The organism is Paenibacillus glycanilyticus (genome assembly GCF_030161375.1).
In the GTDB taxonomy this organism is placed as follows: Bacteria; Bacillota; Bacilli; order Paenibacillales; family Paenibacillaceae; genus Pristimantibacillus; species Pristimantibacillus glycanilyticus_B.
In genome coordinates, this window is sequence record NZ_BSSQ01000026.1 from 32,710 (window position 1) to 54,733 (window position 22,024).

At 47.3% G+C, this 22,024-nt stretch carries 36 protein-coding genes; all 36 read left to right on the top strand.

Going from position 1 to position 22,024, the window contains the following annotated elements; genetic code table 11:
* The first annotated feature begins 7 nt into the window (after positions 1–7).
* The 36 genes from fusA (at position 8) to rplQ (ending at position 21,935) form a co-directional block, all read left to right on the top strand.
* Positions 8–2,083: an elongation factor G gene (gene fusA / locus QQK89_RS27140; RefSeq protein WP_284241903.1), complete on the top strand. Its 2,076-nt coding sequence runs from the start codon at positions 8–10 to the stop codon at positions 2,081–2,083.
* 115 nt (positions 2,084–2,198) lie between these two features.
* Positions 2,199–3,389, top strand: a complete 1,191-nt coding sequence (tuf, locus tag QQK89_RS27145; RefSeq protein WP_015847228.1) for an elongation factor Tu — start codon at positions 2,199–2,201, stop codon at positions 3,387–3,389.
* A gap of 206 nt (positions 3,390–3,595) precedes the next feature.
* A complete protein-coding gene (locus QQK89_RS27150; protein WP_434481788.1) occupies positions 3,596–4,651 on the top strand; it encodes an ABC transporter substrate-binding protein in 1,056 nt (351 codons plus the stop codon).
* Between the two features lie 73 nt (positions 4,652–4,724).
* Positions 4,725–5,639: an ABC transporter permease gene (locus QQK89_RS27155; protein WP_284241905.1), complete on the top strand. Its 915-nt coding sequence runs from the start codon at positions 4,725–4,727 to the stop codon at positions 5,637–5,639.
* Positions 5,639–6,433 carry an ABC transporter ATP-binding protein gene (locus QQK89_RS27160; RefSeq protein ID WP_284241906.1) on the top strand — a complete coding sequence of 265 codons (795 nt, stop codon included), beginning with the start codon at positions 5,639–5,641 and terminating at the stop codon, positions 6,431–6,433. The genes QQK89_RS27155 and QQK89_RS27160 overlap by 1 nt, the downstream gene beginning before the upstream one ends.
* Before the next feature lie 379 nt (positions 6,434–6,812).
* Positions 6,813–7,121 (top strand): 30S ribosomal protein S10, encoded by a 309-nt coding sequence (gene rpsJ, locus QQK89_RS27165; protein WP_005544556.1) that lies wholly within the window; start codon positions 6,813–6,815, stop codon positions 7,119–7,121.
* 39 nt (positions 7,122–7,160) lie between these two features.
* Complete coding sequence (rplC, locus tag QQK89_RS27170) at positions 7,161–7,784, top strand: 50S ribosomal protein L3 (protein ID WP_284241911.1); 624 nt, start codon at positions 7,161–7,163, stop codon at positions 7,782–7,784.
* A 25-nt stretch (positions 7,785–7,809) separates the two neighbouring features.
* Positions 7,810–8,433: a 50S ribosomal protein L4 gene (gene rplD, locus QQK89_RS27175; protein ID WP_284241912.1), complete on the top strand. Its 624-nt coding sequence runs from the start codon at positions 7,810–7,812 to the stop codon at positions 8,431–8,433.
* Complete coding sequence (rplW, locus tag QQK89_RS27180; RefSeq protein WP_091190709.1) at positions 8,433–8,726, top strand: 50S ribosomal protein L23; 294 nt, start codon at positions 8,433–8,435, stop codon at positions 8,724–8,726. The genes rplD and rplW overlap by 1 nt, the downstream gene beginning before the upstream one ends.
* A gap of 17 nt (positions 8,727–8,743) precedes the next feature.
* Positions 8,744–9,574: a 50S ribosomal protein L2 gene (rplB, locus tag QQK89_RS27185; protein WP_284241913.1), complete on the top strand. Its 831-nt coding sequence runs from the start codon at positions 8,744–8,746 to the stop codon at positions 9,572–9,574.
* Positions 9,575–9,640: 66 nt separating this feature from the next.
* Complete coding sequence (gene rpsS, locus QQK89_RS27190; RefSeq protein ID WP_284241914.1) at positions 9,641–9,919, top strand: 30S ribosomal protein S19; 279 nt, start codon at positions 9,641–9,643, stop codon at positions 9,917–9,919.
* A gap of 42 nt (positions 9,920–9,961) precedes the next feature.
* Entirely contained in the window at positions 9,962–10,297 is a 336-nt protein-coding gene (rplV, locus tag QQK89_RS27195; protein WP_015847219.1) for a 50S ribosomal protein L22, read from the top strand.
* 13 nt (positions 10,298–10,310) lie between these two features.
* Entirely contained in the window at positions 10,311–10,973 is a 663-nt protein-coding gene (gene rpsC, locus QQK89_RS27200) for a 30S ribosomal protein S3 (protein WP_015847218.1), read from the top strand.
* Positions 10,974–10,975: 2 nt separating this feature from the next.
* Positions 10,976–11,410, top strand: a complete 435-nt coding sequence (gene rplP / locus QQK89_RS27205; protein WP_015847217.1) for a 50S ribosomal protein L16 — start codon at positions 10,976–10,978, stop codon at positions 11,408–11,410.
* Entirely contained in the window at positions 11,400–11,600 is a 201-nt protein-coding gene (rpmC, locus tag QQK89_RS27210; RefSeq protein ID WP_015847216.1) for a 50S ribosomal protein L29, read from the top strand. The genes rplP and rpmC overlap by 11 nt, the downstream gene beginning before the upstream one ends.
* A gap of 51 nt (positions 11,601–11,651) precedes the next feature.
* Positions 11,652–11,915: a 30S ribosomal protein S17 gene (gene rpsQ, locus QQK89_RS27215; RefSeq protein ID WP_015847215.1), complete on the top strand. Its 264-nt coding sequence runs from the start codon at positions 11,652–11,654 to the stop codon at positions 11,913–11,915.
* A 48-nt stretch (positions 11,916–11,963) separates the two neighbouring features.
* Positions 11,964–12,332, top strand: a complete 369-nt coding sequence (rplN, locus tag QQK89_RS27220; RefSeq protein ID WP_015847214.1) for a 50S ribosomal protein L14 — start codon at positions 11,964–11,966, stop codon at positions 12,330–12,332.
* 67 nt (positions 12,333–12,399) lie between these two features.
* The gene (rplX, locus tag QQK89_RS27225) at positions 12,400–12,753 is read left to right on the top strand and encodes a 50S ribosomal protein L24 (RefSeq protein ID WP_015847213.1); all 354 of its coding nucleotides are present in this window, start codon (positions 12,400–12,402) and stop codon (positions 12,751–12,753) included.
* Positions 12,754–12,784: 31 nt separating this feature from the next.
* A complete protein-coding gene (gene rplE, locus QQK89_RS27230) occupies positions 12,785–13,327 on the top strand; it encodes a 50S ribosomal protein L5 (protein ID WP_284241915.1) in 543 nt (180 codons plus the stop codon).
* Positions 13,328–13,353: 26 nt separating this feature from the next.
* The gene (locus QQK89_RS27235; RefSeq protein WP_013312154.1) at positions 13,354–13,539 is read left to right on the top strand and encodes a type Z 30S ribosomal protein S14; all 186 of its coding nucleotides are present in this window, start codon (positions 13,354–13,356) and stop codon (positions 13,537–13,539) included.
* Between the two features lie 32 nt (positions 13,540–13,571).
* Positions 13,572–13,970, top strand: coding sequence for a 30S ribosomal protein S8 (rpsH, locus tag QQK89_RS27240; protein WP_015847210.1), 399 nt, complete (start codon positions 13,572–13,574; stop codon positions 13,968–13,970).
* Positions 13,971–14,000: 30 nt separating this feature from the next.
* Entirely contained in the window at positions 14,001–14,543 is a 543-nt protein-coding gene (gene rplF / locus QQK89_RS27245; protein ID WP_284241918.1) for a 50S ribosomal protein L6, read from the top strand.
* A gap of 61 nt (positions 14,544–14,604) precedes the next feature.
* Entirely contained in the window at positions 14,605–14,973 is a 369-nt protein-coding gene (rplR, locus tag QQK89_RS27250) for a 50S ribosomal protein L18 (RefSeq protein WP_284241919.1), read from the top strand.
* A gap of 30 nt (positions 14,974–15,003) precedes the next feature.
* Positions 15,004–15,501 (top strand): 30S ribosomal protein S5, encoded by a 498-nt coding sequence (gene rpsE / locus QQK89_RS27255; protein ID WP_091190731.1) that lies wholly within the window; start codon positions 15,004–15,006, stop codon positions 15,499–15,501.
* 13 nt (positions 15,502–15,514) lie between these two features.
* Positions 15,515–15,694 (top strand): 50S ribosomal protein L30, encoded by a 180-nt coding sequence (rpmD, locus tag QQK89_RS27260; protein WP_015847206.1) that lies wholly within the window; start codon positions 15,515–15,517, stop codon positions 15,692–15,694.
* Positions 15,695–15,738: 44 nt separating this feature from the next.
* Positions 15,739–16,179, top strand: coding sequence for a 50S ribosomal protein L15 (gene rplO / locus QQK89_RS27265; protein WP_284241920.1), 441 nt, complete (start codon positions 15,739–15,741; stop codon positions 16,177–16,179).
* Positions 16,180–17,481 carry a preprotein translocase subunit SecY gene (gene secY, locus QQK89_RS27270; protein ID WP_284241921.1) on the top strand — a complete coding sequence of 434 codons (1,302 nt, stop codon included), beginning with the start codon at positions 16,180–16,182 and terminating at the stop codon, positions 17,479–17,481.
* A gap of 92 nt (positions 17,482–17,573) precedes the next feature.
* A complete protein-coding gene (locus tag QQK89_RS27275) occupies positions 17,574–18,224 on the top strand; it encodes an adenylate kinase (protein WP_284241922.1) in 651 nt (216 codons plus the stop codon).
* Positions 18,224–18,982 carry a type I methionyl aminopeptidase gene (map, locus tag QQK89_RS27280; RefSeq protein WP_284241923.1) on the top strand — a complete coding sequence of 253 codons (759 nt, stop codon included), beginning with the start codon at positions 18,224–18,226 and terminating at the stop codon, positions 18,980–18,982. Before QQK89_RS27275 ends, map begins: the two co-directional genes overlap by 1 nt.
* A gap of 6 nt (positions 18,983–18,988) precedes the next feature.
* Entirely contained in the window at positions 18,989–19,270 is a 282-nt protein-coding gene (locus tag QQK89_RS27285) for a KOW domain-containing RNA-binding protein (protein WP_284241924.1), read from the top strand.
* A 2-nt stretch (positions 19,271–19,272) separates the two neighbouring features.
* Positions 19,273–19,488, top strand: a complete 216-nt coding sequence (gene infA, locus QQK89_RS27290) for a translation initiation factor IF-1 (protein WP_015847200.1) — start codon at positions 19,273–19,275, stop codon at positions 19,486–19,488.
* A gap of 45 nt (positions 19,489–19,533) precedes the next feature.
* Entirely contained in the window at positions 19,534–19,647 is a 114-nt protein-coding gene (gene rpmJ / locus QQK89_RS27295) for a 50S ribosomal protein L36 (RefSeq protein ID WP_003333770.1), read from the top strand.
* Positions 19,648–19,665: 18 nt separating this feature from the next.
* On the top strand, positions 19,666–20,034 hold the full coding sequence (gene rpsM, locus QQK89_RS27300) for a 30S ribosomal protein S13 (protein WP_284241928.1): 369 nt from the start codon (positions 19,666–19,668) through the stop codon (positions 20,032–20,034).
* Positions 20,035–20,054: 20 nt separating this feature from the next.
* Entirely contained in the window at positions 20,055–20,450 is a 396-nt protein-coding gene (rpsK, locus tag QQK89_RS27305) for a 30S ribosomal protein S11 (protein WP_015847198.1), read from the top strand.
* 126 nt (positions 20,451–20,576) lie between these two features.
* Positions 20,577–21,521, top strand: a complete 945-nt coding sequence (locus QQK89_RS27310) for a DNA-directed RNA polymerase subunit alpha (protein WP_015847197.1) — start codon at positions 20,577–20,579, stop codon at positions 21,519–21,521.
* A gap of 48 nt (positions 21,522–21,569) precedes the next feature.
* Positions 21,570–21,935, top strand: coding sequence for a 50S ribosomal protein L17 (gene rplQ, locus QQK89_RS27315; RefSeq protein ID WP_284241929.1), 366 nt, complete (start codon positions 21,570–21,572; stop codon positions 21,933–21,935).
* Positions 21,936–22,024 lie beyond the last annotated feature (89 nt).

The following is a 22,024-nucleotide window of genomic DNA, read 5'->3' on the forward strand; positions in this document are numbered from 1 at the left end:
CAAATTCATGTCTAGAGAGTTCTCCTTGAATAATACGCGTAACATCGGGATCATGGCACATATCGATGCTGGTAAAACAACTACCACTGAGCGTATCTTGTTCTATACAGGCCGTACTCATAAAATCGGTGAAGTGCACGAAGGCGCTGCAACGATGGACTGGATGGAGCAAGAGCAAGAGCGCGGTATTACAATTACGTCTGCCGCGACTACTGCTCAATGGAAAGGCAACCGCATCAATATTATCGACACCCCGGGGCACGTTGACTTCACAGTAGAAGTTGAACGTTCCCTGCGCGTATTGGATGGGGCCGTTGGCGTATTCAGCGCTAAAGAAGGCGTTGAGCCACAGTCTGAAACGGTATGGCGTCAAGCTGACCGTTATGGCGTTCCTCGGATCGCTTACATTAACAAAATGGACATCATCGGTGCAGACTTCCTGAATGTTATTAAAGACATGCGTGAGCGTCTGCAAGCGAATGCCGTTGCGATTCAACTGCCGATTGGTGCTGAGAGTGATTTCCTCGGCGTAATCGACATTGTTGAGCGCGTAGCTTACAAGTACAAAGACGACCTCGGGAAAGATCCTGAGCAAGTTGAGATTCCTGCTGAGTATGCTGACCAAGTAGAAGAGCTTCGCACGGAGCTTATCGAGAAGGTAGCTGAGCTGGATGAAGAATTGACTATGAAATATCTGGAAGGCGAAGAAATTACGATTCCAGAAATTAAAGCAGCGCTTCGTAAAGGCGTTTGTGAAGTTAAGATCTTCCCAGTAATCGCAGGTTCTTCTTACCGTAACAAAGGTGTTCAAATGATGTTGGATGCAGTTGTTGACTACCTGCCATCCCCGCTCGACGTACCTGCTATCAAAGGTACACTCGAAGACGGTGAAGAGTCGGTTCGTCATTCTTCCGATGAAGAGCCGTTCGCGGCACTTGCATTCAAAATCATGACTGACCCTTATGTTGGTAAATTGACGTTCTTCCGTGTATACTCGGGTGTCCTGAAATCCGGATCGTATGTTCTTAATGCAACTAAGAACAAACGTGAACGTATCGGCCGTATCCTGCAGATGCATGCGAACAGCCGTCAAGAAATTTCCGAAGTGTACTCCGGTGATATCGCCGCTGCAGTCGGTCTGAAAGACACGATTACGGGCGACACGCTGTGCGATGAGAAGGATCCGATCATTCTTGAATCGATGAACTTCCCTGATCCGGTTATCTCGGTTGCTATCGAACCAAAAACGAAAGCTGACCAAGACAAATTGGGTATCGCAATCTCCAAACTGGCTGAAGAAGATCCAACGTTCCGTGCTCATACAGACGAAGAAACGAATCAAACGATTATCTCGGGTATGGGTGAGCTTCACCTTGAAATCCTGGTTGACCGTATGCTTCGCGAATTCAAAGTTGAGACTAACGTTGGTAAACCTCAGGTAGCTTACCGTGAGACTTTCCGTACTGCGGCTAAAGTCGAAGGTAAGTTCGTTCGTCAGTCCGGCGGTAAAGGTCAATATGGCCATTGTTGGGTGGAATTCACTCCGCAAGAGCCAGGTCAAGGCTTCGTATTCGAAAACAAAGTTGTGGGCGGATCTATTCCTCGTGAATTCATTGGTCCTATCCAAGCGGGTATCGAAGAGTCGATGAAGAACGGCGTTATCGCTGGCTTCCCGCTCGTTGACGTTAAAGCAACTGTTGTTGACGGATCGTACCATGACGTTGACTCCTCGGAGATGGCGTTCAAAATCGCTGGTTCCATGGCGCTTAAAGCTGCTAAGGATAAATGTAACCCAGTTCTTCTTGAGCCAATCATGAAGGTTGAAGTTACAGTACCAGAAGAGTACATGGGCGACGTTATGGGTATGCTGAACTCCCGTCGTGGTCGTATCGAAGGTATGGATACTCGTGCAGGCGCACAAATCATCCGTGCTAAGGTACCTCTCGCAGAGATGTTCGGTTACTCCACAACTCTTCGTTCCGGTACACAAGGCCGTGGCGTATTCTCCATGGAGCTCTCGCACTATGAAGAAGTACCACGTTCGATCTCGGAAGAGATTATCTCGAAAAACAAAGGCGCTTAATTATTAAGCCCTTTAAACCATACCTTCGGTATGCATTGGCTGGTACAATTGCCAAGCGGTGATTGTACCAAGCCCACACATAAAACTTCAGTTATATTAAGGAGGATTAAGTTCAATGGCAAAGGCTAAATTTGAACGTAATAAACCGCACGTAAATATCGGTACTATCGGTCACGTCGACCATGGTAAAACTACTTTGACAGCTGCTATCACTACTGTACTTTCCAAAAAATACGGTGGCGCGGCAATCGCTTTCGACCAAATCGACAAAGCTCCAGAAGAGCGCGAGCGCGGTATCACGATCTCGACAGCTCACGTTGAGTATGAGACTCCTAACCGTCACTACGCTCACGTTGACTGCCCAGGTCACGCCGACTACGTTAAAAACATGATCACTGGTGCTGCTCAAATGGACGGCGCTATCCTGGTTGTATCCGCAGCTGACGGCCCTATGCCGCAAACTCGCGAGCACATCCTTCTGTCCCGCCAAGTAGGCGTACCTTACATCGTTGTATTCCTGAACAAATGCGACATGGTTGAAGACGAAGAGCTTCTTGAACTGGTTGAGATGGAAGTTCGCGACCTTCTTAACGAGTATGAGTTCCCAGGCGACGACACTCCAATCATCCGTGGTGCAGCTCGTGAAGCTCTGCAAAACCCAGATGGTCCTTGGGCTGACAAAATCGTTGAACTGTTCGAACAAGTTGACACTTACATCCCAACTCCTGAGCGCGACACAGCTAAGCCTTTCCTGATGCCTGTCGAGGACGTATTCACAATCACTGGTCGCGGTACAGTTGCTACTGGCCGTATCGACCGTGGTGTGGTTAAAGTTGGCGACGAGATCGAAATCGTTGGTCTGGCTGAAGAAACTCGCAAATCCGTTGTTACGGGCGTAGAAATGTTCCGTAAACTGATGGACTCCGCTCAAGCGGGCGACAACATCGGCGCACTGCTTCGTGGTGTAGACCGTAAAGACATCGAGCGTGGTCAAGTACTGGCTAAACCAGCTTCCGTTAAGCCACACACTAACTTCACAGCTCAAATCTACGTTCTGACTAAAGAAGAGGGTGGCCGTCACAAGCCTTTCTTCACTGGTTACCGTCCACAATTCTATTTCCGTACAACTGACGTAACAGGTATCATCAACCTGCCTGAAGGTACTGAAATGGTAATGCCTGGCGACAACATCACAGTAACTGTAGAACTGATCGCTCCAATCGCGGTTGAAGAAGGAACTCGTTTCTCCATCCGTGAAGGCGGCCGTACTGTAGGCGCTGGCGCTGTTGCAACTATCCAAAAATAATAAAGTGCGGCAGTAGCCGCGCTTTGTTAAACCCTCTGCCTTCGGCAGAGGGTTTTTTTATTCTACAATTATCTGAACTCCTCAATTACCAGATAAAACCCACCATTGACGTATAACTTTACATGCTATTAGAATTAAATGATAAGCGTCTTTCGACGTTATTCGAATTATTTAGACAATATAATTATTGAGAGGGGTAAATGGAATTGAAACAGAAATGGTTAGCACCACTTGCTTTAGTACTTTTGCTCATTACAGCAGCATGCGGTAACAGCGGTAAAAACAATGAAGACAGCACTACCGGCAATGCTTCTGGAAATGCGGCTAACACAGATGCAAAGAAATACAAAATTTCGATTTCCCAAATCGTTGAGCATCCATCGCTTGACGCAACAAAAGACGGTTTTCTTGCAGCATTGAAGGATGCCGGGTTTGTAGAAGGGGAAAACTTAACTGTAGATTTCAATACAGCGCAAGGTGATCAAACGAATAATCTGTCGATCGCTCAAAAAATCGCTGGAGCAAAAGCCGATCTGGCTCTTGGTATCGCAACTCCGTCGGCACAAGCACTTGTTCAAGCATATACGAACGCTGGTAACAAAAGTCCTGTATTGTTCGCTGCCGTAACGGATCCTCTTTCTGCTGATCTGGTTACCAACCTTGATGCTCCGGGCGGCAACGTAACAGGCGCTTCCGATACGAATCCTGAAGCAGCCGTTCAACTGATGGATTTTATCGCAGCTAACTTCCCGAACGTAAAGAAAGTTGGTTTGGTTATTAACAAAGGCGAGAGCAATGCGGTTGTCATGGCTGCTACTGCTAAAGAAGCACTTGCTAAACACAATATCGAATTGATTGAAGCACCGGTTACAAACACTTCCGAAGTAAAACAAGCCGGTGAGTCGCTTATCGGTAAAGTAGATGCTATGTACATCACGCTTGATAACGTTGTTGTATCCGGTGTAGACGCACTTCTGCAATTGGCGAAGCAAAACCATATCCCGTTCTTCTCCAGTGACCGCGATACAGTAGAGAAAGGCGCATTTGCAACTGTAGGTTTCAAATATTATGATCATGGTTACCAAGTAGGCCAAATGGCTGCTGAAATTTTGAAGGGTAAAAATCCGGGCGAGATGAAAGTAACAAAACCGGACAAGCTTGATCTGATCTTGAACCTGAAGGCAGCTGCTGATGAAGGTATTACCGTAACGGATGACATGAAAGCCGGCGTTAAAGATCCGGATAACAACATCATTCAATAACAACAAGTTGAGAACGGGGTAAACGCTCCATCGCGTTCATCCCGTTCTCTTATTATGTGGAGGAGGTGCCCCGGTGCCAGTATGGTTAAATGGTGCTTTTGAGCTAGGTTTGCTTTATTCTTTAATGGCTCTAGGCGTCTATATTACATTTCGCATCCTTGATTTTCCCGATCTCACGGTTGATGCAAGCTTTACAACCGGAGCAGGGGTAGCAGCAGTTCTAATTACGAACGGCACTTCGCCATGGCTCGCATGTCTTGCGGCATTTGGCGCCGGTGCTGCCGCAGGTGCAATTACAGGCTTGCTGCACACGAAAGGTAAAATCAACGGATTGTTATCCGGTATTTTGATGATGATCGCACTCTATTCCGTTAATATGCGGATTATGGGCAAGCCGAATATCGGACTTATGGGATCGGATATATCGACTGTTTTCTCCGGCGTTAAGGTTCTTGTGCTAATGCCGATTGTCGTTGTTGTTATCAAGATTCTGCTTGATTTGTTCTTTAAGACGGATCTTGGTTTGAGTCTACGCGCAACGGGCGACAATGAACGAATGATCCGCAGCTTTGGCACAAATACAGACACGACAAAGATCTTGGGTATTGCTTTATCGAATGGTCTGGTTGCTCTGTCGGGTTCCTTTGTCGCTCAACAAAGCGGATTTGCAGATATCACGATGGGTGTAGGCATGATCGTTATCGGTCTGGCTTCGGTTATTATCGGTGAGGCTCTCTTCGGAGCAAAAACCGTATTCCGGGCTACGCTTGCAGTCGTGCTCGGTTCTATCGTTTATCGAGTTATCATTGGTCTTGCTTATCAAAGCGACTTCTTCGAGGCATCCGATCTTAAACTGATCACGGCCGTTATTGTTATTATTGCGCTTGTCTTCCCGTCTCTGCAGAAATCGTGGAAACAAAAGAGAATGGCCCAAAAACGGACGGCAGCTCTTTTGAATAGCGTAGAACAAAAAGGGGGCGGACGCTGATGCTGGAAATATCCAAAGTATCAAAGCTTTTTAACCCGGGGACATTAGATGAAAAGACTGCCCTAGTGAATACGAACTTAGCGATGAAGCCTGGCGATTTTATTACCGTTATCGGAAGTAACGGAGCAGGCAAATCAACTTTGATGAATATCATCTCTGGCGTCATGAAGCCGGATATCGGCGAAGTTCGGATTGACGGGAAAAACATTAGCAGCTTGCCGGAGTACCGCAGAAGCAAATGGATCGGTCGGGTATTCCAGGATCCGATGGCGGGGACCGCGCCAAGAATGTCTATTGAGGAAAATCTGGCGATGGCCTATACCCGCGGTAAGCAACGCGGATTCTCGCTTAGCATCAACAGTACGAGACGCAAAATATTCCGTGAGCAGTTATCGCGACTTGGCATTGGACTCGAGAATCGGTTGAGCGCTAAAGTGGGGTTGTTATCCGGTGGGGAACGCCAAGCACTTAGCTTATTGATGGCTACATTCACGAAACCGCAAATCTTGCTGCTCGACGAACATACAGCGGCACTTGATCCAGCTCGCGCAGAGCTCATTACGACTTTGACCGAAACGCTTGTCCGGGAGATGAACCTAACAACATTAATGGTGACGCATAACATGGAACAAGCTATTCGCCTTGGTAACCGTCTCATTATGATGGATAAAGGGAAAATCATTCTCGAAGTAAATGAAGATCGCAAAAAGGATCTGACCGTGGAACGTTTGCTTGGCGAATTCGAGCAGATCAGCGGCAAAAAGATGGCCGACGACCGTGTTGTACTTGGATAAACTACATTATAGAAGCGCAATGGCGATCATCCGCTATTGCGTTTCTTCTATATATATAGTTATAGGTCAAAAATGGATTTGAGAGTTTCGTTCCAATCGTGTATTATAGGTCGAGTGGAAAACACGGTTCGTCCTTGTGGCGGACACGGGAAAGTCGAACATAAATCGTTGTTACACCAAGCTGAGTGAAAATAGGAAAAGAAATAACTTTCCCTTGCATTTGCCCAGCTGTTTCGGTATAATATTGACTGTTGGTCTGTGACGTTGCGATGATGTGAGAGGTTGCCGACACACCCGGCCCCTTTGCCATGGGGCATGTGCCGGGTTTTCTCACGGAGTATGTCCGATAAGAAATTGGGCGATAGAAGGAGGGACTTATATGGCAAAGCAAAAGATTCGTATTCGCTTGAAAGCATACGATCATAGAATTCTTGATCAATCCGCTGAGAAAATCGTGGAAACAGCAAAACGTTCCGGTGCAGGCGTATCCGGGCCGATTCCGCTTCCTACGGAAAAGCAAATCATCACTATTCTCCGTGCGGTGCACAAGTACAAGGATTCCCGGGAGCAATTCGAAATGCGTACTCATAAACGCTTGATCGATATTGTTAACCCAACGCCGCAAACGGTTGATGCGTTGATGCGCCTGGATTTACCATCCGGTGTAGATATCGAAATCAAACTGTAATAAGCATATTTGATTATTGAAAGGAAATGAGGTGTCAACATGAAAGGTATCTTAGGCAAAAAACTTGGTATGACTCAAGTGTTCACAGCTGAAGGTAATGTCGTTCCAGTAACGGTTATCGAAGCAGGACCTTGCGTAGTTCTCCAGAAGAAAGAACAAGAGAACGATGGTTACGAAGCCGTGCAACTCGGTTTCTCCGATAAGAAAGAAGCAAGAGCGATCAAGCCGGAAATCGGCCACGCTAAAAAAGCTAACACAGCTCCTAAGCGCTACGTTCGTGAAATTCGCGGAATTAATCTGGGCGAATATGAAGTTGGCCAAGAAGTGAAGGCTGATTTGTTCGCAGCAGGCGAGTTTGTTGACGTAACAGGTATTTCGAAAGGTAAAGGCTTCGCCGGCGTTATCAAACGTTGGGGACAAAGCACGGGTCCTATGGCTCACGGTTCCCGTTACCATCGTGGTCCTGGTTCCATGGGTTCGATTCAAGCGAACCGCGTACCAAAAGGCAAACACCTTCCTGGTCACATGGGTCATGAGACAATTACGATCCAAAAACTCGAAATTATCCGTGTAGACGCTGAACGTAACGTGATCCTTGTAAAAGGTTCCGTACCAGGTCCTAAAAACGGGTTCGTTAAAGTAAAACAAACCGTTAAGAACTAATCGCTAAAGAAAGGAGGAACACAAAATGCCTAAAGTTACAGTATTTAACGTGAGTGGCTCTGAAGTTGGAGAAATCGAACTGGCTGAAACAGTATTCGGTATCCAACCTAACGCTCATGTACTGCATAGCGCTGTAGTGCTTCAGCAAGCTGCTGAACGCGCTGGAACGCACAAAACAAAAGGACGCTCCGAAGTACGTGGTGGCGGTCGTAAACCTTGGAAACAAAAAGGTACTGGCCGTGCTCGTCAAGGTAGCATTCGTTCGCCACAATGGGTTGGCGGCGGTACAGTATTTGGACCGACTCCACGCTCTTATGGCTTCAAACTTCCTAAGAAGGTTCGCCGTCTGGCGATTAAATCCGCATTGTCTTCCAAAGTGATCGCTAACGAAATCGTCGTTCTTGATCAACTGACATTCGCGGCTCCTAAAACGAAGGAATTCGCAGCAATTTTGAACAACCTGAAAGTTGACCGCAAAGCACTTGTTGTTTTGCCAACTTACGATGATAATGTAGCATTGTCTGCTCGCAATATCCCAGGCGTAAAATTCGTCGCTGCTGACGGCATTAATGTTCTGGATGTATTGGTACATGACAAGCTCATCATCACAAAAGAAGCGGTAGAGAAAGTACAGGAGGTGTTTGCGTAATGAAAAATCCTCGCGATATTATCAAACGCCCTGTAATTACTGAGCGTACTAGCGATTTCATGGCGGTTAAGCGTTACGTATTCGAAGTTGACCTTCGTGCGAACAAAACCGAAATTAAAGATGCGATTGAGCAAATCTTTAAAGTGAAAGTAACTAGCGTTAACACAATGCGCGTAGCTGGTAAGCCTAAGCGCTATGGTAAATACAACGGCTATCGTCCTGATTGGAAAAAAGCAATTGTTCAGCTGAGCGCTGAAAGCAAAGAACTCGAATTCTTTGAAACGTCTGTATAGAAAAGGAGGGAAACAAAGTGCCAATTAAAAAGTACAAACCGACATCCCCGGCCCGTCGTAACATGTCCGTTTCGACTTTTGAAGAGATCACAACAAGCACACCGGAGAAATCCTTGCTTGCTCCGCTTTTCAAAAAAGCTGGTCGTAATAACCAAGGTAAAATTACAGTTCGTCACCATGGCGGCGGACACAAACGTAAATACCGTATCATCGACTTCAAACGTACTAAAGATGGTGTTGTAGGTAAAGTTGCTTCGGTCGAATACGATCCAAACCGTACTTCGAACATCGCTCTGATCCACTACATCGATGGTGAGAAAGCTTACATCATCGCACCTAAAGGTCTGAAAGTCGGCGATCAAGTTGTTTCCGGTCCTGATGCTGACATCAAAATCGGTAACGCTTTGCCACTTATCAACATTCCTGTTGGTACAGTTATCCACAACATCGAACTGAAACCAGGCAAAGGCGGACAATTGGTTCGCGCGGCTGGTACAGAAGCTCAACTTCTTGGTAAAGAAGGCGACTATGTATCGATCCGTTTGACTTCCGGTGAAGTTCGTCGTATTCTGAGCACTTGCCGTGCAACAATCGGTTCTGTTGGCAACGAAGATCACGAACTCGTGAAAATCGGTAAAGCCGGCCGTTCCCGTTGGATGGGCAAACGTCCTGAAGTTCGCGGCGTAGTAATGAACCCGAACGATCACCCACACGGTGGTGGTGAAGGCCGTGCTCCAATCGGTCGTAAATCCCCTATGTCTCCTTGGGGCAAACCGACTCTTGGTTACAAAACACGCAAGAAGAAAAAAGCATCGAGCCAATATATTATTCGTCGTCGTACGAAGTAATAGTCGCTTGTTTGCAAGCAGCGTGACTGACGGTTACGCTACGTTTCCGCGAAGGGAGGACTCCAAATGGGTCGCAGTTTGAAAAAAGGTCCGTTTATTGACGGCCACCTGCTCAAAAAGGTCGAGGATTTGAATGAAACGAACAAGAAAGTCGTTATCAAGACTTGGTCCCGTCGCTCGACTATTTTCCCACAATTCATCGGTCACACTATTGCAGTCTATGACGGCCGCAAGCATGTACCGGTTTATGTAACGGAAGATATGGTTGGACACAAGTTCGGTGAATTTGCACCGACTCGTACCTACAAAGGTCATGACGATGATAAGAAAACAGGCAAACGTTAATTTGCCTAGAATATTTTTTAATGTATGAGAGGAGGTTCATCCATGCCAGAAGCTAAAGCGCACGCTAATTTCGTACGCATTGCTCCTCGTAAAGCACAGCTGGTTGCGGACTTGATCCGTGGCAAGCAAGTAGGTGAAGCGATCGCGATTTTGCGTCACACACCGAAATCTGCTTCCCCAATCCTGGAGAAGTTGCTGAACTCTGCTATTGCTAACGCTGAGCATAACTACCAATTGGACGTGAACAAACTGGTTATCACGCAAGCATTCGTGAACCAAGGTCCGACAATGAAACGTTTCCGCCCTCGTGCAATGGGACGCGCAAGCCGGATCAACAAAAGAACCAGCCACATCACATTGGTTGTATCTGAAAAATAAGGAGGGATAACGTGTGGGTCAAAAGGTAAATCCGGTCGGTCTTCGTATCGGGATTATCCGTGATTGGGAATCCAAATGGTACGCTGGCAAAGACTTCGGCGATCTTCTGTTGGAAGACGTGAAAATTCGTGAATACCTGAAGAACAAACTGAAGGATGCAGCAGTATCCCACATCGAAATCGAGCGCGCGGCTAACCGCGTTAACGTGACGATCAACACTGCTAAGCCAGGCATGGTTATCGGTAAAGGCGGTTCTGAAGTAGAAAGCCTTCGTACCGAGCTTGGCAAGATCACTAAAGGCAAAAAAGTTCACATTAACATTTCCGAAATCAAACAAGCAGATCTGGATGCTATTCTTGTAGCTGAAAGCATCGCGCAACAACTGGAGCGTCGTGTTTCTTTCCGTCGTGCTTTGAAACAAGCGATCCAACGTTCGATGCGCGCAGGCGCTAAAGGGATTAAGACTGCTGTCAGCGGTCGTCTCGGCGGTGCTGAAATTGCTCGTTCGGAAGGCTACAGCGAAGGTACAGTTCCGCTTCATACACTGCGCGCAGACATCGACTACGGCACAGCTGAAGCACATACTACTTACGGCCGTATCGGCGTAAAAGTATGGATCTACCGCGGTGAAGTCCTTCCAGCTAAGAAGAAAGCTCCCCAGGAAGGAGGCAACTAATCATGTTGGTACCTAAACGTGTCAAACACCGTAAGCAACAACGCGGAAATATGAGAGGTCGCGCTAAAGGCGGCACTGAAGTAGCTTTCGGCGAATACGGCTTACAAGCTCTTGAACCAACTTGGATTACGAACCGTCAAATTGAAGCGGCTCGTATCGCAATGACTCGTTATATCAAGCGTGGCGGTAAAGTGTGGATCAAAATTTTCCCACATAAACCGATCACTCAAAAGCCTCTCGAAGTTCGGATGGGTAGCGGTAAAGGTAACGTTGAGAAATGGGTTGCAGTCGTGAAACCAGGCAAGATCATGTTTGAACTGGCTGGTGTTTCCGAAGAAGTCGCTCGTGAAGCGATGCGCCTCGCGTCCCACAAACTGCCGATCAAAACGAAGTTCGTGAAACGCGAAGAAGTAGGTGGTGAAGCAAATGAAAGCTAGTGAATTTCGCAACCTTACCTCTGCTGAGATTGAAGTAAAAATCGCTGGTTTTAAAGAAGAGCTTTTCAACCTTCGTTTCCAACTGGCTACTGGCCAACTGGAAAGCCCGACACGTATTCGTGACGTGCGTAAGAATATCGCTCGCGCTAAAACCATTTTGCATGAAAGACAACTCGGTATCAGCAGCTAATCTAGCTGTCCTTGACTAAGGGTTACCAAGGTTTAAGGAAGGAGGAAGAACATGAGCGAACGTAATGCCCGCAAAGTTCAAATCGGTAAAGTCGTTAGCGATAAAATGGATAAAACAATCGTTGTTGCTGTTGAAACATACAAAAAACACGATTTGTACCATAAACGCATCAAATACACGAAAAAGTTCAAAGCGCATGATGAGAACAATCAAGCGAAAATTGGCGATATCGTGAAAATCATGGAGACTCGTCCACTTTCGAAAGACAAACGCTTCAGACTGGTAGAAGTTGTAGAAGTGGCAGTTGTCCTTTAAGATGTTATAATCAGTGAATGAGCATTTTCCCGGAAGGAGGACGTTGAAATGATTCAACCATTTACTCGTTTGCGTGTTGCCGACAACTCCGGCGCTAAAGAATTGATGTGTATCCGTGTTCTTGGCGGTACTGGTCGTCGCGTAGGCGCTATCGGTGACCTGATCGTATGCTCTGTAAAACAAGCAACACCAGGCGGCGTTGTCAAAAAAGGTGACGTTGTTAAAGCGGTTATCGTTCGTACGAAGCGTGCAGTTCGTCGTAAAGACGGTTCTTACATCGCATTCGATGAGAACGCAGCTGTAATCGTTAAGGAAGACAAGAGCCCGCGCGGTACTCGTATTTTTGGACCTGTTGCCCGTGAGCTTCGCGATAAAGATTTCATGAAAATCGTATCGCTTGCACCAGAGGTTATCTAAGACAAGTACCCCTGTTGAGGGGAACACGATATAGCCTGAAAGCTTAAGTGAGCAGGAGGTGTAATCAATGCCAAGACTGAAAAAGATTCTTGAATCGCACAACAACAAGTTGCACGTCAAAAAAGACGACACGGTTATCGTTATCTCCGGTAAGGACAAAGGTAAAAAAGGCCGTGTAATCGCTGCGTATCCGCGTGAAAACCGCGTACTCGTAGAAGGCGTGAACTTTGTTAAAAAGCATACTCGTCCGTCCCAAGTGAACCCACAAGGCGGAATCATCGAGCAAGAAGCTCCAGTTCACGTTTCCAACGTGATGCACATTGATCCGAAGAGCGGTAAAGTTACTCGTATCGGATACAAAGTGCTGGACAACGGCAAAAAAGTCCGGTACGCAAAACGTTCCGGCGAAGTGATCGACTAATCGTTACTGTAGGAAAGGAGGTCCATAAATAATGGCAGCAAGATTGAAAGATAAATTTCTTAACGAAATTACGCCTGCATTGATGCAGAAGTTTAACTATACGACTGTAATGCAAGTGCCGAAGATCGAGAAAGTTGTCATCAACATGGGTGTTGGCGAAGCGGTTGCTAACTCCAAAGTGCTTGATGTCGCTGTCGACGAACTTCGTCAAATCTCCGGTCAAAAACCGGTTGTAACTCGTGCGAAGAAGTCCATCGCGGGCTTTAAACTTCGTGAGAACATGCCAATCGGGGTTAAAGTAACACTGCGCGGCGAGCGCATGTACTACTTCCTTGACAAGCTGTTCAACATCTCGCTTCCACGTGTACGTGACTTCCGCGGTGTATCGACGAAAGCATTCGACGGTCGCGGTAACTACACGCTTGGCCTGAAAGAGCAACTCATCTTCCCAGAGATTGAGTATGATAAAGTTGATAAAGTTCGTGGTATGGACATCGTCATCGTCACGACGGCTAATACGGACGAAGAATCTCGTGAACTGCTTACCCAAATGGGCATGCCGTTTGCGAAGTAATCCACTTCTAGGAGGTGTAATACCAAGTGGCAAAAACTTCGATGAAAGTGAAGCAACAACGTACACCGAAATTTAAAGTGCGTGCCTATACGCGCTGTGAACGTTGCGGCCGTCCGCACTCTGTTTTGCAAAAGTTTAAAATTTGCCGGATTTGTTTCCGCGAATTAGCATACAAAGGCCAGATTCCTGGCGTTAAAAAAGCAAGCTGGTAATCAGCCTTAGTTCGGGAAGGAGGTTAACACAAATGGTTATGTCTGATCCGATTGCAGATATGCTGACACGTATTCGCAACGCGAATGTCGTTCGTCACGAAACCGTGGAATTGCCCGCTTCGAAAGTAAAGAAGCAAATCGCAGAAATTCTTAAACGCGAGGGCTTTATCCGCGATGCTGAATATATCGAAGACAACAAACAAGGGATTATCCGTATTTTCTTGAAATACGGCCCTAACCAAGAGCGCGTCATCACTGGTCTGAAACGTATCTCTAAACCAGGTCTGCGCGTTTACACTAAATCGACTGAAATCCCACGCGTTTTGGGTGGTCTGGGAATTGCTATCATTTCCACATCCAAAGGGGTTATGACCGATAAAGAAGCTCGCCAAGGCAAAGCAGGCGGCGAAGTCGTTTGCTACGTTTGGTAATTAAATAGTCACAAGATTGGAGGTGTAACAATGTCCCGTATTGGTCGCAAACCGATCCAAGTGCCAGCAGGCGTTAGCGTTAGCTTGGATAACACGGTTATTACTGTAAAAGGACCTAAAGGATCCCTTACTCGCGAAATTCACAAGGATATGAAAGTGAACGTTGCTGAGAACGAGATCGTAATCGAACGTCCTTCCGACAATAAATTGCATCGTTCTTTGCACGGCACAACGCGCAGCGTCATCGCTAACATGGTTAGTGGTGTTACTGAAGGCTTCTCGAAAAACCTGGAGCTGGTAGGCGTTGGTTACCGTGCAAATAAAACTGGCGATAAGATCGTTCTTAACGTTGGTTATTCCCACCCAGTGGAGATCGCTCCTGAAGCCGGTATTGAGTTCGAAGTTCCAGCGAACACGAAAATTACTGTTCGCGGTATCGACAAAGAGCGCGTAGGCGCTGTTGCTGCTCAAATCCGTTCCGTACGTGAACCAGAACCTTACAAAGGTAAAGGTATCAAGTACGAAGGCGAACGCATCATCCGCAAAGAAGGTAAAGCTGGTAAGAAGAAATAAGCAGTCTGATTGGGCTGCTTAAAATAGCGGTATAAGGCATAAGGAAAGGAGTGAACCTTGAATGATTACGAAAGGCGATAAAAACAAGGCTCGTCTGAAAAGACACTTGCGTGTTCGTAAAAAAATCAATGGAACTGTTGCTCGTCCACGTCTCTCGGTATTCCGTTCGGCGAAGCATATCTATGCTCAATTGATCGATGACGTACAAGGCGTAACAATTGCATCGGCATCCACAGTGGATAAAGAATTGACAGAAGCGATCGGCAACGGCGGTAGCGTTGAAGCTGCTCGTCAAGTTGGTCAACTGATTGCACAACGCGCTCAAGCAAAAGGGGTTTCCCAAATCGTATTCGATCGCGGTGGTTACTTGTATCATGGCAGAATTCAGGCGCTTGCTGAAGCAGCACGCGAAGCTGGTCTGGAATTCTAGTCGAATTTACTTATAAGGAGGTTAATCGACTTGCGTGTAGATCCAAATACGTTAGAACTGACTGAAAAAGTTGTCCATATCAACCGCGTTGCTAAAGTTGTTAAGGGCGGACGTCGTTTCAGCTTTAGTGCGCTCGTAGTTGTCGGCGACGGCAATGGCTATGTAGGCGCAGGGATCGGTAAAGCGGGCGAAGTACCAGATGCGATTCGCAAAGGTATTGAAGACGCTAAGAAAAACCTGATCCACGTTCCACTCGTTGGAACAACAATTCCACACCTTGTAGTTGGACACTTCGGTGCAGGTGAAGTTCTCCTGAAACCGGCTTCCAAAGGTACTGGTGTTATCGCCGGCGGCCCGGTTCGTGCAGTACTCGAACTGGCTGGTGTAGGCGATATCTTGACGAAATCGCTTGGTTCTTCGAACTCCATGAACATGGTAAACGCTACGCTTGAAGGCCTTTCCCGCCTGAAACGTGCAGAAGATGTTGCTAAGCTTCGTGGTAAAACTGTCGAAGAGCTGTTAGGTTAAGGAGGGGAATAGGATGGCAAAATTGCAAATCACCCTCGTTCGCAGTGTGATCGGCCGCAACGAGAAACAACGTGCTACTGTTGAATCCTTCGGACTGAAGAAAATTCACCAATCCGTTGTTTTGAACGACAGCCCAGCTGTTCGTGGCATGATCAACGCTGTAAGCCACTTGATTAAAGTTGAAGAAGTTTAAGCAACTTGCTTGCTATAAGAAATAAATAAGGAGGTGCAAGAACGATGAAATTGCATGAACTCGCACCAGCACCAGGCTCCACGCAAGTGGCTAAGCGCAAAGGTCGCGGTATTGGCTCCGGTAACGGCAAAACTTCTGGTAAGGGTCATAAAGGTCAAAACGCTCGTTCCGGCGGCGGTGTACGCCCTGGTTTCGAGGGTGGCCAAAACCCATTGTACCGTCGTTTGCCGAAACGCGGTTTCAATAACCGTTTCCGCACTGAGTACGCTATCGTGAACATTGAAGAGCTTAATAAATTTGCAGCAGGTACCGAAGTTACTCCAGAAGTTCTTATCGAGCAAGGGATCATCAAAAATCCTTTGGCTGGTATTAAGATCTTGGGTAACGGCGAAGTTAAGGTTCAATTGACTGTAAAAGCAAACAAGTTCTCTCAATCTGCGGTAGAGAAAATCCAGGCTGCCGGCGGTAAAACCGAGGTGATCTAATTGTTTAACACCGTGTCCAACATTTGGAAAGTGGCGGATTTGCGCAGGCGGATCCTTTTCACCCTTTTCATTCTGCTTGTTTATCGCATCGGAGCATTTATTCCGGCGCCAGGCGTTGACAAAGATGTATTCAAACAGGTTGACCAATCCGGTGTAAATCTGTTCGGTTTACTTAACACGTTCTCCGGCGGTGCGTTGTACCACTTCTCCATTTTCGCGATTGGTATCGCTCCTTACATTACAGCGTCGATTATCGTTCAGCTGTTATCGATGGACGTTATTCCTAAATTCGCGGAATGGGCGAAGGAAGGCGAGAACGGTAAAAAGAAGCTCGCGCAGATTACACGTTACGGCACGGTAATCCTTGGTTTATTGCAAGGTTTTGCAACAGCAATCGGCTTCAATCGTCAATACAACTATGAGATGGTTCCAAATGCGAATTTTGTCGATTACTTGCTCATCGCTATCGTACTGACAGCGGGCGTATCTTTCCTGATGTGGCTTGGCGAGCAAATTACAGAACGCGGTATCGGTAACGGTATCTCAGTTCTGATCTTTGCCGCTATCGCAGCAAGCATTCCGCAACATATTCGCACGATCTACCAAACAGAGTTTGCTGCACAAGACGGCAACCTGTTCTGGAGCATCGGCAAAGTTGTGCTGATCGCAGTGGCGATTGTTCTGATTATTGTAGGGGTTATCTTCGTACAACAAGGTATCCGCAAGATTCCGGTACAATACGCTAAACGCGTAGTTGGACGGAAAATGTATGGTGGTCAATCGACTCACATACCTATGAAAGTGAACGGTGCAGGTGTTATTCCGGTCATTTTCGCCATCTCGTTATTGATGTTCCCGGCAACAATCGCTCAATTCTGGTCTGGTGCCGCTTGGGCAGATTGGATCATGCATAACCTTACGTATACAGAGCCGCTTGGCATGTTGCTTTACGTTTTGCTGATTATCGGGTTCACGTTCTTCTATACATTCGTACAGATTAATCCGGTTCAAATGGCGGATCAGATGAAGAAGAACGGTGGTTACATCCCAGGCATTCGACCTGGCAAACCAACGTCCTCTTATTTGACTCGCGTATTGTCGCGGATTACGCTGACGGGTGCGATTTTCCTGGCCGTTATCTCCTTGTTGCCAGTGGTATTCGGCGAGATCGCCGGACTGCCAGCTTCGGTAAGACTTGGCGGTACCTCGCTTCTTATCGTCATCGGTGTTGCACTTGATACGATGAAGCAAATCGAGAGCCAGTTGATAAAACGCCATTACAAAGGGTTTATCAATAAATAACAATAGGTTCTGACCGGGATTCCGTAACGTCGCTCTGCATGCGATGGACGGAACCCGCACGAGCCTATTGTGCTTAAAGCGAGGAAGACGGAATGAACATTTTATTCATGGGTCCTCCGGGGGCCGGTAAAGGGACGCAGGCAGAACGTATCGTTGACGAGTTCGGTATTCCGCATATCTCGACAGGCGATGCATTCCGTCTTGCAATGAAACAGGGGACTCCGCTCGGTCTTAAAGCGAAAGAGTATGTCGATCAAGGGCTGCTCGTTCCCGATGAGATTACGAACGGTATTGTGAAAGAACGTCTTGCTCAAGACGATTGCAATAAAGGTTTCTTGCTCGATGGTTTTCCACGTACGCTGCAGCAAGCCGAAGCGCTTGATGTTATGCTGACTGAATTGAACCGCGGCATTGACCATGTAGTAAATTTGAAAGTTGACCGCGGCTTGCTGCTTGCCCGCTTGACTGGCAGACGCATCTGTAAAGCTTGCGGATCGACATACCATGTAATGTTCAACCCACCGAAACAAGAAGGCGTCTGCGACAAGTGCGGCGGCGAATTGTACCAACGGTCGGATGACACGGAAGAGAAAGTCGGAACGCGACTTGACGAGTATATCTCGAAAACCGCACCGCTTCTTGACTACTACAATGGTAAAGGTCTACTTCGCGAAGTCGACGGTGAGAAGGAAATCGATACGGTTACGACCGAGATTGTTTCCTGCTTGCGAGGTTCATTGTAATGATCATTTGCAAATCCGATTCGGAGCTGCGATATATGAGGGAAGCCGGTCGCATTGTAGCGGAAACACATCGGATTATGGCTGATGCGGTAAAGCCCGGGGTTACAACCCTGGAGCTCGATCAGCTGGCCGAAGCGTACATCCGCAGCCAAGACGCTGAGCCATCCTTCAAAGGTTACAATGGTTTTCCTGCCAGCATTTGCGCTTCTGTAAATGACGAGCTGGTACACGGTTTTCCCGGACCTCGTAAGTTGAACGAAGGCGATATTATAAGCATCGACATTGGAGCGCAGTATAAAGGCTATCATGGCGACTCAGCCTGGACATATCCGGTCGGCAACGTATCGGATGAAGTCAAGCGGTTGCTTGAGGTGACAGAAGAATCGCTGTACGCAGGGATTAATCTGATCCGCCCAGATGTTCGTTTATTTACAATATCGCATGCGGTTCAACAGGTTGCCGAAGCGGCGGGCTTTTCGATTGTACGGGAATTTGTCGGACACGGTATAGGCAAGGACCTCCATGAGGAACCGCAAATTCCGAATTACGGCATTCCGGATCGTGGGCCGCGTCTTAAGCCAGGAATGGTGCTTTGCATCGAGCCTATGGTCAACATCGGCGAACGTTATGTTCGCACGCTTGAAGACAATTGGACGGTCGTAACGGAGGACGGCTCCTGGTGCGCTCACTTTGAGCACACGGTTGCCGTTACGGAGGACGGATTCGAAATTTTGACGAAACTGCCGCAGTCGGTGTAATCTTATATGGATAAGCATCCGCAAGTCGGTCAAATCGTTAAGGTACTTCGGGGCAAAGATGAGAACAGCTATGCTGTTATTATTGAAATTGTTGACGAACGCTTCGTTCTGATCGTCGATGGCGATAAACGCAGGTTTGATCAACCGAAGAAAAAGAACGTTCTGCATCTCGAGTTACAACCCGCTATAAGCAGCGAAGTTACAAGCAGCTTGCTTGAAACGGGCAGGGTGACCAATGCCAAGTTACGTTATGTGATTCAGAAGTACGCACATGCGAAAGGAGAATGACGGTGGCTAAGGAAGACGTCATTGAGGTCGAAGGTACGGTAATCGAACCGCTGCCGAATGCCATGTTCAAGGTGGAGCTGGAGAACGGTCATCAAATTCTCGCACATGTTTCTGGTAAACTCAGAATGCATTTCATTCGTATTCTGACTGGGGACAAAGTGGTTATACAGTTATCGCCTTATGATTTATCAAGAGGGCGCATCACCTATCGGAAGTAGGCCGCGTCGCGGTTTGCTCTCGAAGGATTCGGGAGGTAATTCACAATGAAGGTTAGACCTTCGGTAAAGCCGATTTGCGAAAAATGCAAAGTCATTCGTCGTAAAGGCAACGTTATGGTAATTTGTGAAAATCCGAAACACAAACAAAAACAAGGATAAAAGGAGGGACAATGGCTTATGGCACGTATTGCTGGTGTAGATATTCCGCGTGATAAACGCGTTGAAATCGCCCTGACGTACATTTTCGGTATTGGCAAAACAACTTCGCAAAAAATCATCGCTTCTACTGGCGTGAACCCTGATACTCGCGTTCGCGATCTGACAGAAGACGAGCTTGCTAAATTGCGCGAAGCAATTGACAAATCCGTTAAAGTGGAAGGCGACCTTCGTCGTGAGATTTCGCTTAACATTAAACGTCTGATTGAGATCGGCTGCTACCGTGGCGTTCGTCATCGTCGTGGCTTGCCTGTTCGCGGTCAACGTACGAAAACAAATGCGCGTACGCGTAAAGGTCCTCGTCGGACTGTAGCTAACAAGAAGAAATAATAAAGGGGTGAAATAGGGCAATGGCTAAACCTAAAAAAGTCGTTCGTACAAAACGTCGTGACCGGAAAAATATTGAGTCGGGCGTAGCACACATCCGTTCGACATTCAATAACACGATCGTAACGATCACTGACCCTCATGGCAACGCGATCTCTTGGGCAAGCTCCGGTAACCTGGGCTTCAAAGGTTCGCGTAAATCCACGCCTTTCGCAGCACAAATGGCAGCTGAAGCTGCAGCTAAAGCAGCGATGGAGCATGGCATGAAAGCTGTTGAGGTTATGGTTAAAGGTCCAGGCGCAGGCCGCGAAGCAGCGATTCGTTCGCTTCAAGCAGCTGGTCTGGAAGTTAACCTGATTAAAGACGTAACGCCAGTTCCTCACAACGGATGCCGTCCGCCGAAACGTCGTCGCGTATAGTTGGATCCGCTGTGGTATCAAATAACAACAACTTGTGAATAATGGTTGTGAAGGTTTGGCATACTACGAGATTTGACTACACAAAACGAATGGTAACGGAGCGACGTTTGAAGGAGGGTACTATTAGTGATTGAGATCGAAAAGCCGAAAATCGAGACCGTAGATTTGAATGAGGATGGAACATACGGGCGTTTCGTAGTAGAACCGCTCGAGCGTGGATATGGCACGACGCTTGGAAATTCGCTTCGCCGAATTTTGCTTTCTTCGCTGCCAGGCGCGGCAGTAACATCTGTTCAGATCGACGGAGTGCTTCACGAGTTCTCTACGGTTCCAGGAGTAATCGAGGACGTAACCGAGATTATTCTGAACTTGAAAGGCCTCTCGTTGAAAATCCACTCCGATGAAGAAAAGGTGCTGGAAATCGACGCTGAAGGCGAAGGAATCGTTACGGCAGGGGACATTCGAGCTGACAGCGATGTCGAGATTTTGAACCCTGATCTTCACATCGCAACCTTGGCCTCCGGCGCGCGGCTCCATTTGCGAATTTTTGCCAATCGCGGACGTGGTTACGTCCAGGCGGACCGTAACAAACGGGACGATCAACCGATTGGGGTTATTCCCGTTGATTCGATTTACACACCAATTACCCGTGTCAATTACAGCGTTGAGAATACTCGCGTTGGTCAAGTAACTAACTACGACAAGCTCACCCTTGAAGTATGGACCGATGGCAGTATTCGACCGGAAGAGGCTGTAAGCCTTGGCGCTAAAATTTTGACAGAGCATTTGGATCTGTTCGTCGGATTGACCGATGAAGCCAAAGACGCGGAAATCATGGTCGAGAAGGAAGAGGACAAGAAAGAGAAAGTTCTGGAGATGACTATCGAAGAACTGGATCTGTCTGTTCGTTCCTACAACTGCTTGAAACGTGCAGGTATTAACACGGTTCAAGAGCTGATTACGAAATCCGAAGAGGACATGATGAAGGTTCGTAACTTGGGCCGTAAATCCCTCGAGGAAGTTCAAGAGAAGCTTGAAGAGCTGGGTCTTGGCCTGCGCATGGAAGAGTAGAAGCTTGAACATCTAGAACAGACTATAGGCAAGGGAGGGGAAAACAAGATGGCATATCAAAAACTGGGCCGTGACGCTAGCGCGCGGAAAGCACTTTTCCGTGACCTCGTTACTGACCTTTTCCTGTATGAGCGCATTCAAACAACAGAAGCTAAAGCGAAAGAGGTTCGTTCGATCGCTGAAAAACTTATCACGAAAGCGAAAAAAGGTGACTTGCACGCTCGTCGTCAAGTAGCTGCATACGTTCGTCGTGAAACTGTTGATGGAGAGCAAGACGCAATCCAAAAGCTGTTCTCCGAGCTGGCCACCCGTTACTCGGAACGTGCGGGCGGATACACACGGATTTTGAAACTGGGACCTCGCCGTGGCGACGCTGCGCCTATGGTGTACCTGGAACTGGTTGACCGTGGGTAACACAAGCGTAATCAGCTCGCCGCTTTAAGCGGTTGAGCTACGTTTCGCGGTGAGAAAGGGTGGACCCTTGAGGCCACCTTTTTTTATTG

Bases quoted from the DNA above. Each gene is read 5' to 3' on its own strand.
- fusA (WP_284241903.1), top strand. From the start codon at position 8: ATGTCTAGAGAGTTCTCCTTGAATAATACGCGTAACATCGGGATCATG.
- tuf (WP_015847228.1), top strand. From the start codon at position 2,199: ATGGCAAAGGCTAAATTTGAACGTAATAAACCGCACGTAAATATCGGT.
- QQK89_RS27160 (WP_284241906.1), top strand. From the start codon at position 5,639: ATGCTGGAAATATCCAAAGTATCAAAGCTTTTTAACCCGGGGACATTA.
- rpsJ (WP_005544556.1), top strand. From the start codon at position 6,813: ATGGCAAAGCAAAAGATTCGTATTCGCTTGAAAGCATACGATCATAGA.
- rplC (WP_284241911.1), top strand. From the start codon at position 7,161: ATGAAAGGTATCTTAGGCAAAAAACTTGGTATGACTCAAGTGTTCACA.
- rplD (WP_284241912.1), top strand. From the start codon at position 7,810: ATGCCTAAAGTTACAGTATTTAACGTGAGTGGCTCTGAAGTTGGAGAA.
- rplW (WP_091190709.1), top strand. From the start codon at position 8,433: ATGAAAAATCCTCGCGATATTATCAAACGCCCTGTAATTACTGAGCGT.
- rpsS (WP_284241914.1), top strand. From the start codon at position 9,641: ATGGGTCGCAGTTTGAAAAAAGGTCCGTTTATTGACGGCCACCTGCTC.
- rplV (WP_015847219.1), top strand. From the start codon at position 9,962: ATGCCAGAAGCTAAAGCGCACGCTAATTTCGTACGCATTGCTCCTCGT.
- rplP (WP_015847217.1), top strand. From the start codon at position 10,976: ATGTTGGTACCTAAACGTGTCAAACACCGTAAGCAACAACGCGGAAAT.
- rpmC (WP_015847216.1), top strand. From the start codon at position 11,400: ATGAAAGCTAGTGAATTTCGCAACCTTACCTCTGCTGAGATTGAAGTA.
- rpsQ (WP_015847215.1), top strand. From the start codon at position 11,652: ATGAGCGAACGTAATGCCCGCAAAGTTCAAATCGGTAAAGTCGTTAGC.
- rplN (WP_015847214.1), top strand. From the start codon at position 11,964: ATGATTCAACCATTTACTCGTTTGCGTGTTGCCGACAACTCCGGCGCT.
- rplX (WP_015847213.1), top strand. From the start codon at position 12,400: ATGCCAAGACTGAAAAAGATTCTTGAATCGCACAACAACAAGTTGCAC.
- rplE (WP_284241915.1), top strand. From the start codon at position 12,785: ATGGCAGCAAGATTGAAAGATAAATTTCTTAACGAAATTACGCCTGCA.
- rpsH (WP_015847210.1), top strand. From the start codon at position 13,572: ATGGTTATGTCTGATCCGATTGCAGATATGCTGACACGTATTCGCAAC.
- rplF (WP_284241918.1), top strand. From the start codon at position 14,001: ATGTCCCGTATTGGTCGCAAACCGATCCAAGTGCCAGCAGGCGTTAGC.
- rplR (WP_284241919.1), top strand. From the start codon at position 14,605: ATGATTACGAAAGGCGATAAAAACAAGGCTCGTCTGAAAAGACACTTG.
- rpmD (WP_015847206.1), top strand. From the start codon at position 15,515: ATGGCAAAATTGCAAATCACCCTCGTTCGCAGTGTGATCGGCCGCAAC.
- rplO (WP_284241920.1), top strand. From the start codon at position 15,739: ATGAAATTGCATGAACTCGCACCAGCACCAGGCTCCACGCAAGTGGCT.
- QQK89_RS27275 (WP_284241922.1), top strand. From the start codon at position 17,574: ATGAACATTTTATTCATGGGTCCTCCGGGGGCCGGTAAAGGGACGCAG.
- map (WP_284241923.1), top strand. From the start codon at position 18,224: ATGATCATTTGCAAATCCGATTCGGAGCTGCGATATATGAGGGAAGCC.
- QQK89_RS27285 (WP_284241924.1), top strand. From the start codon at position 18,989: ATGGATAAGCATCCGCAAGTCGGTCAAATCGTTAAGGTACTTCGGGGC.
- rpmJ (WP_003333770.1), top strand. From the start codon at position 19,534: ATGAAGGTTAGACCTTCGGTAAAGCCGATTTGCGAAAAATGCAAAGTC.
- rpsM (WP_284241928.1), top strand. From the start codon at position 19,666: ATGGCACGTATTGCTGGTGTAGATATTCCGCGTGATAAACGCGTTGAA.
- rpsK (WP_015847198.1), top strand. From the start codon at position 20,055: ATGGCTAAACCTAAAAAAGTCGTTCGTACAAAACGTCGTGACCGGAAA.
- rplQ (WP_284241929.1), top strand. From the start codon at position 21,570: ATGGCATATCAAAAACTGGGCCGTGACGCTAGCGCGCGGAAAGCACTT.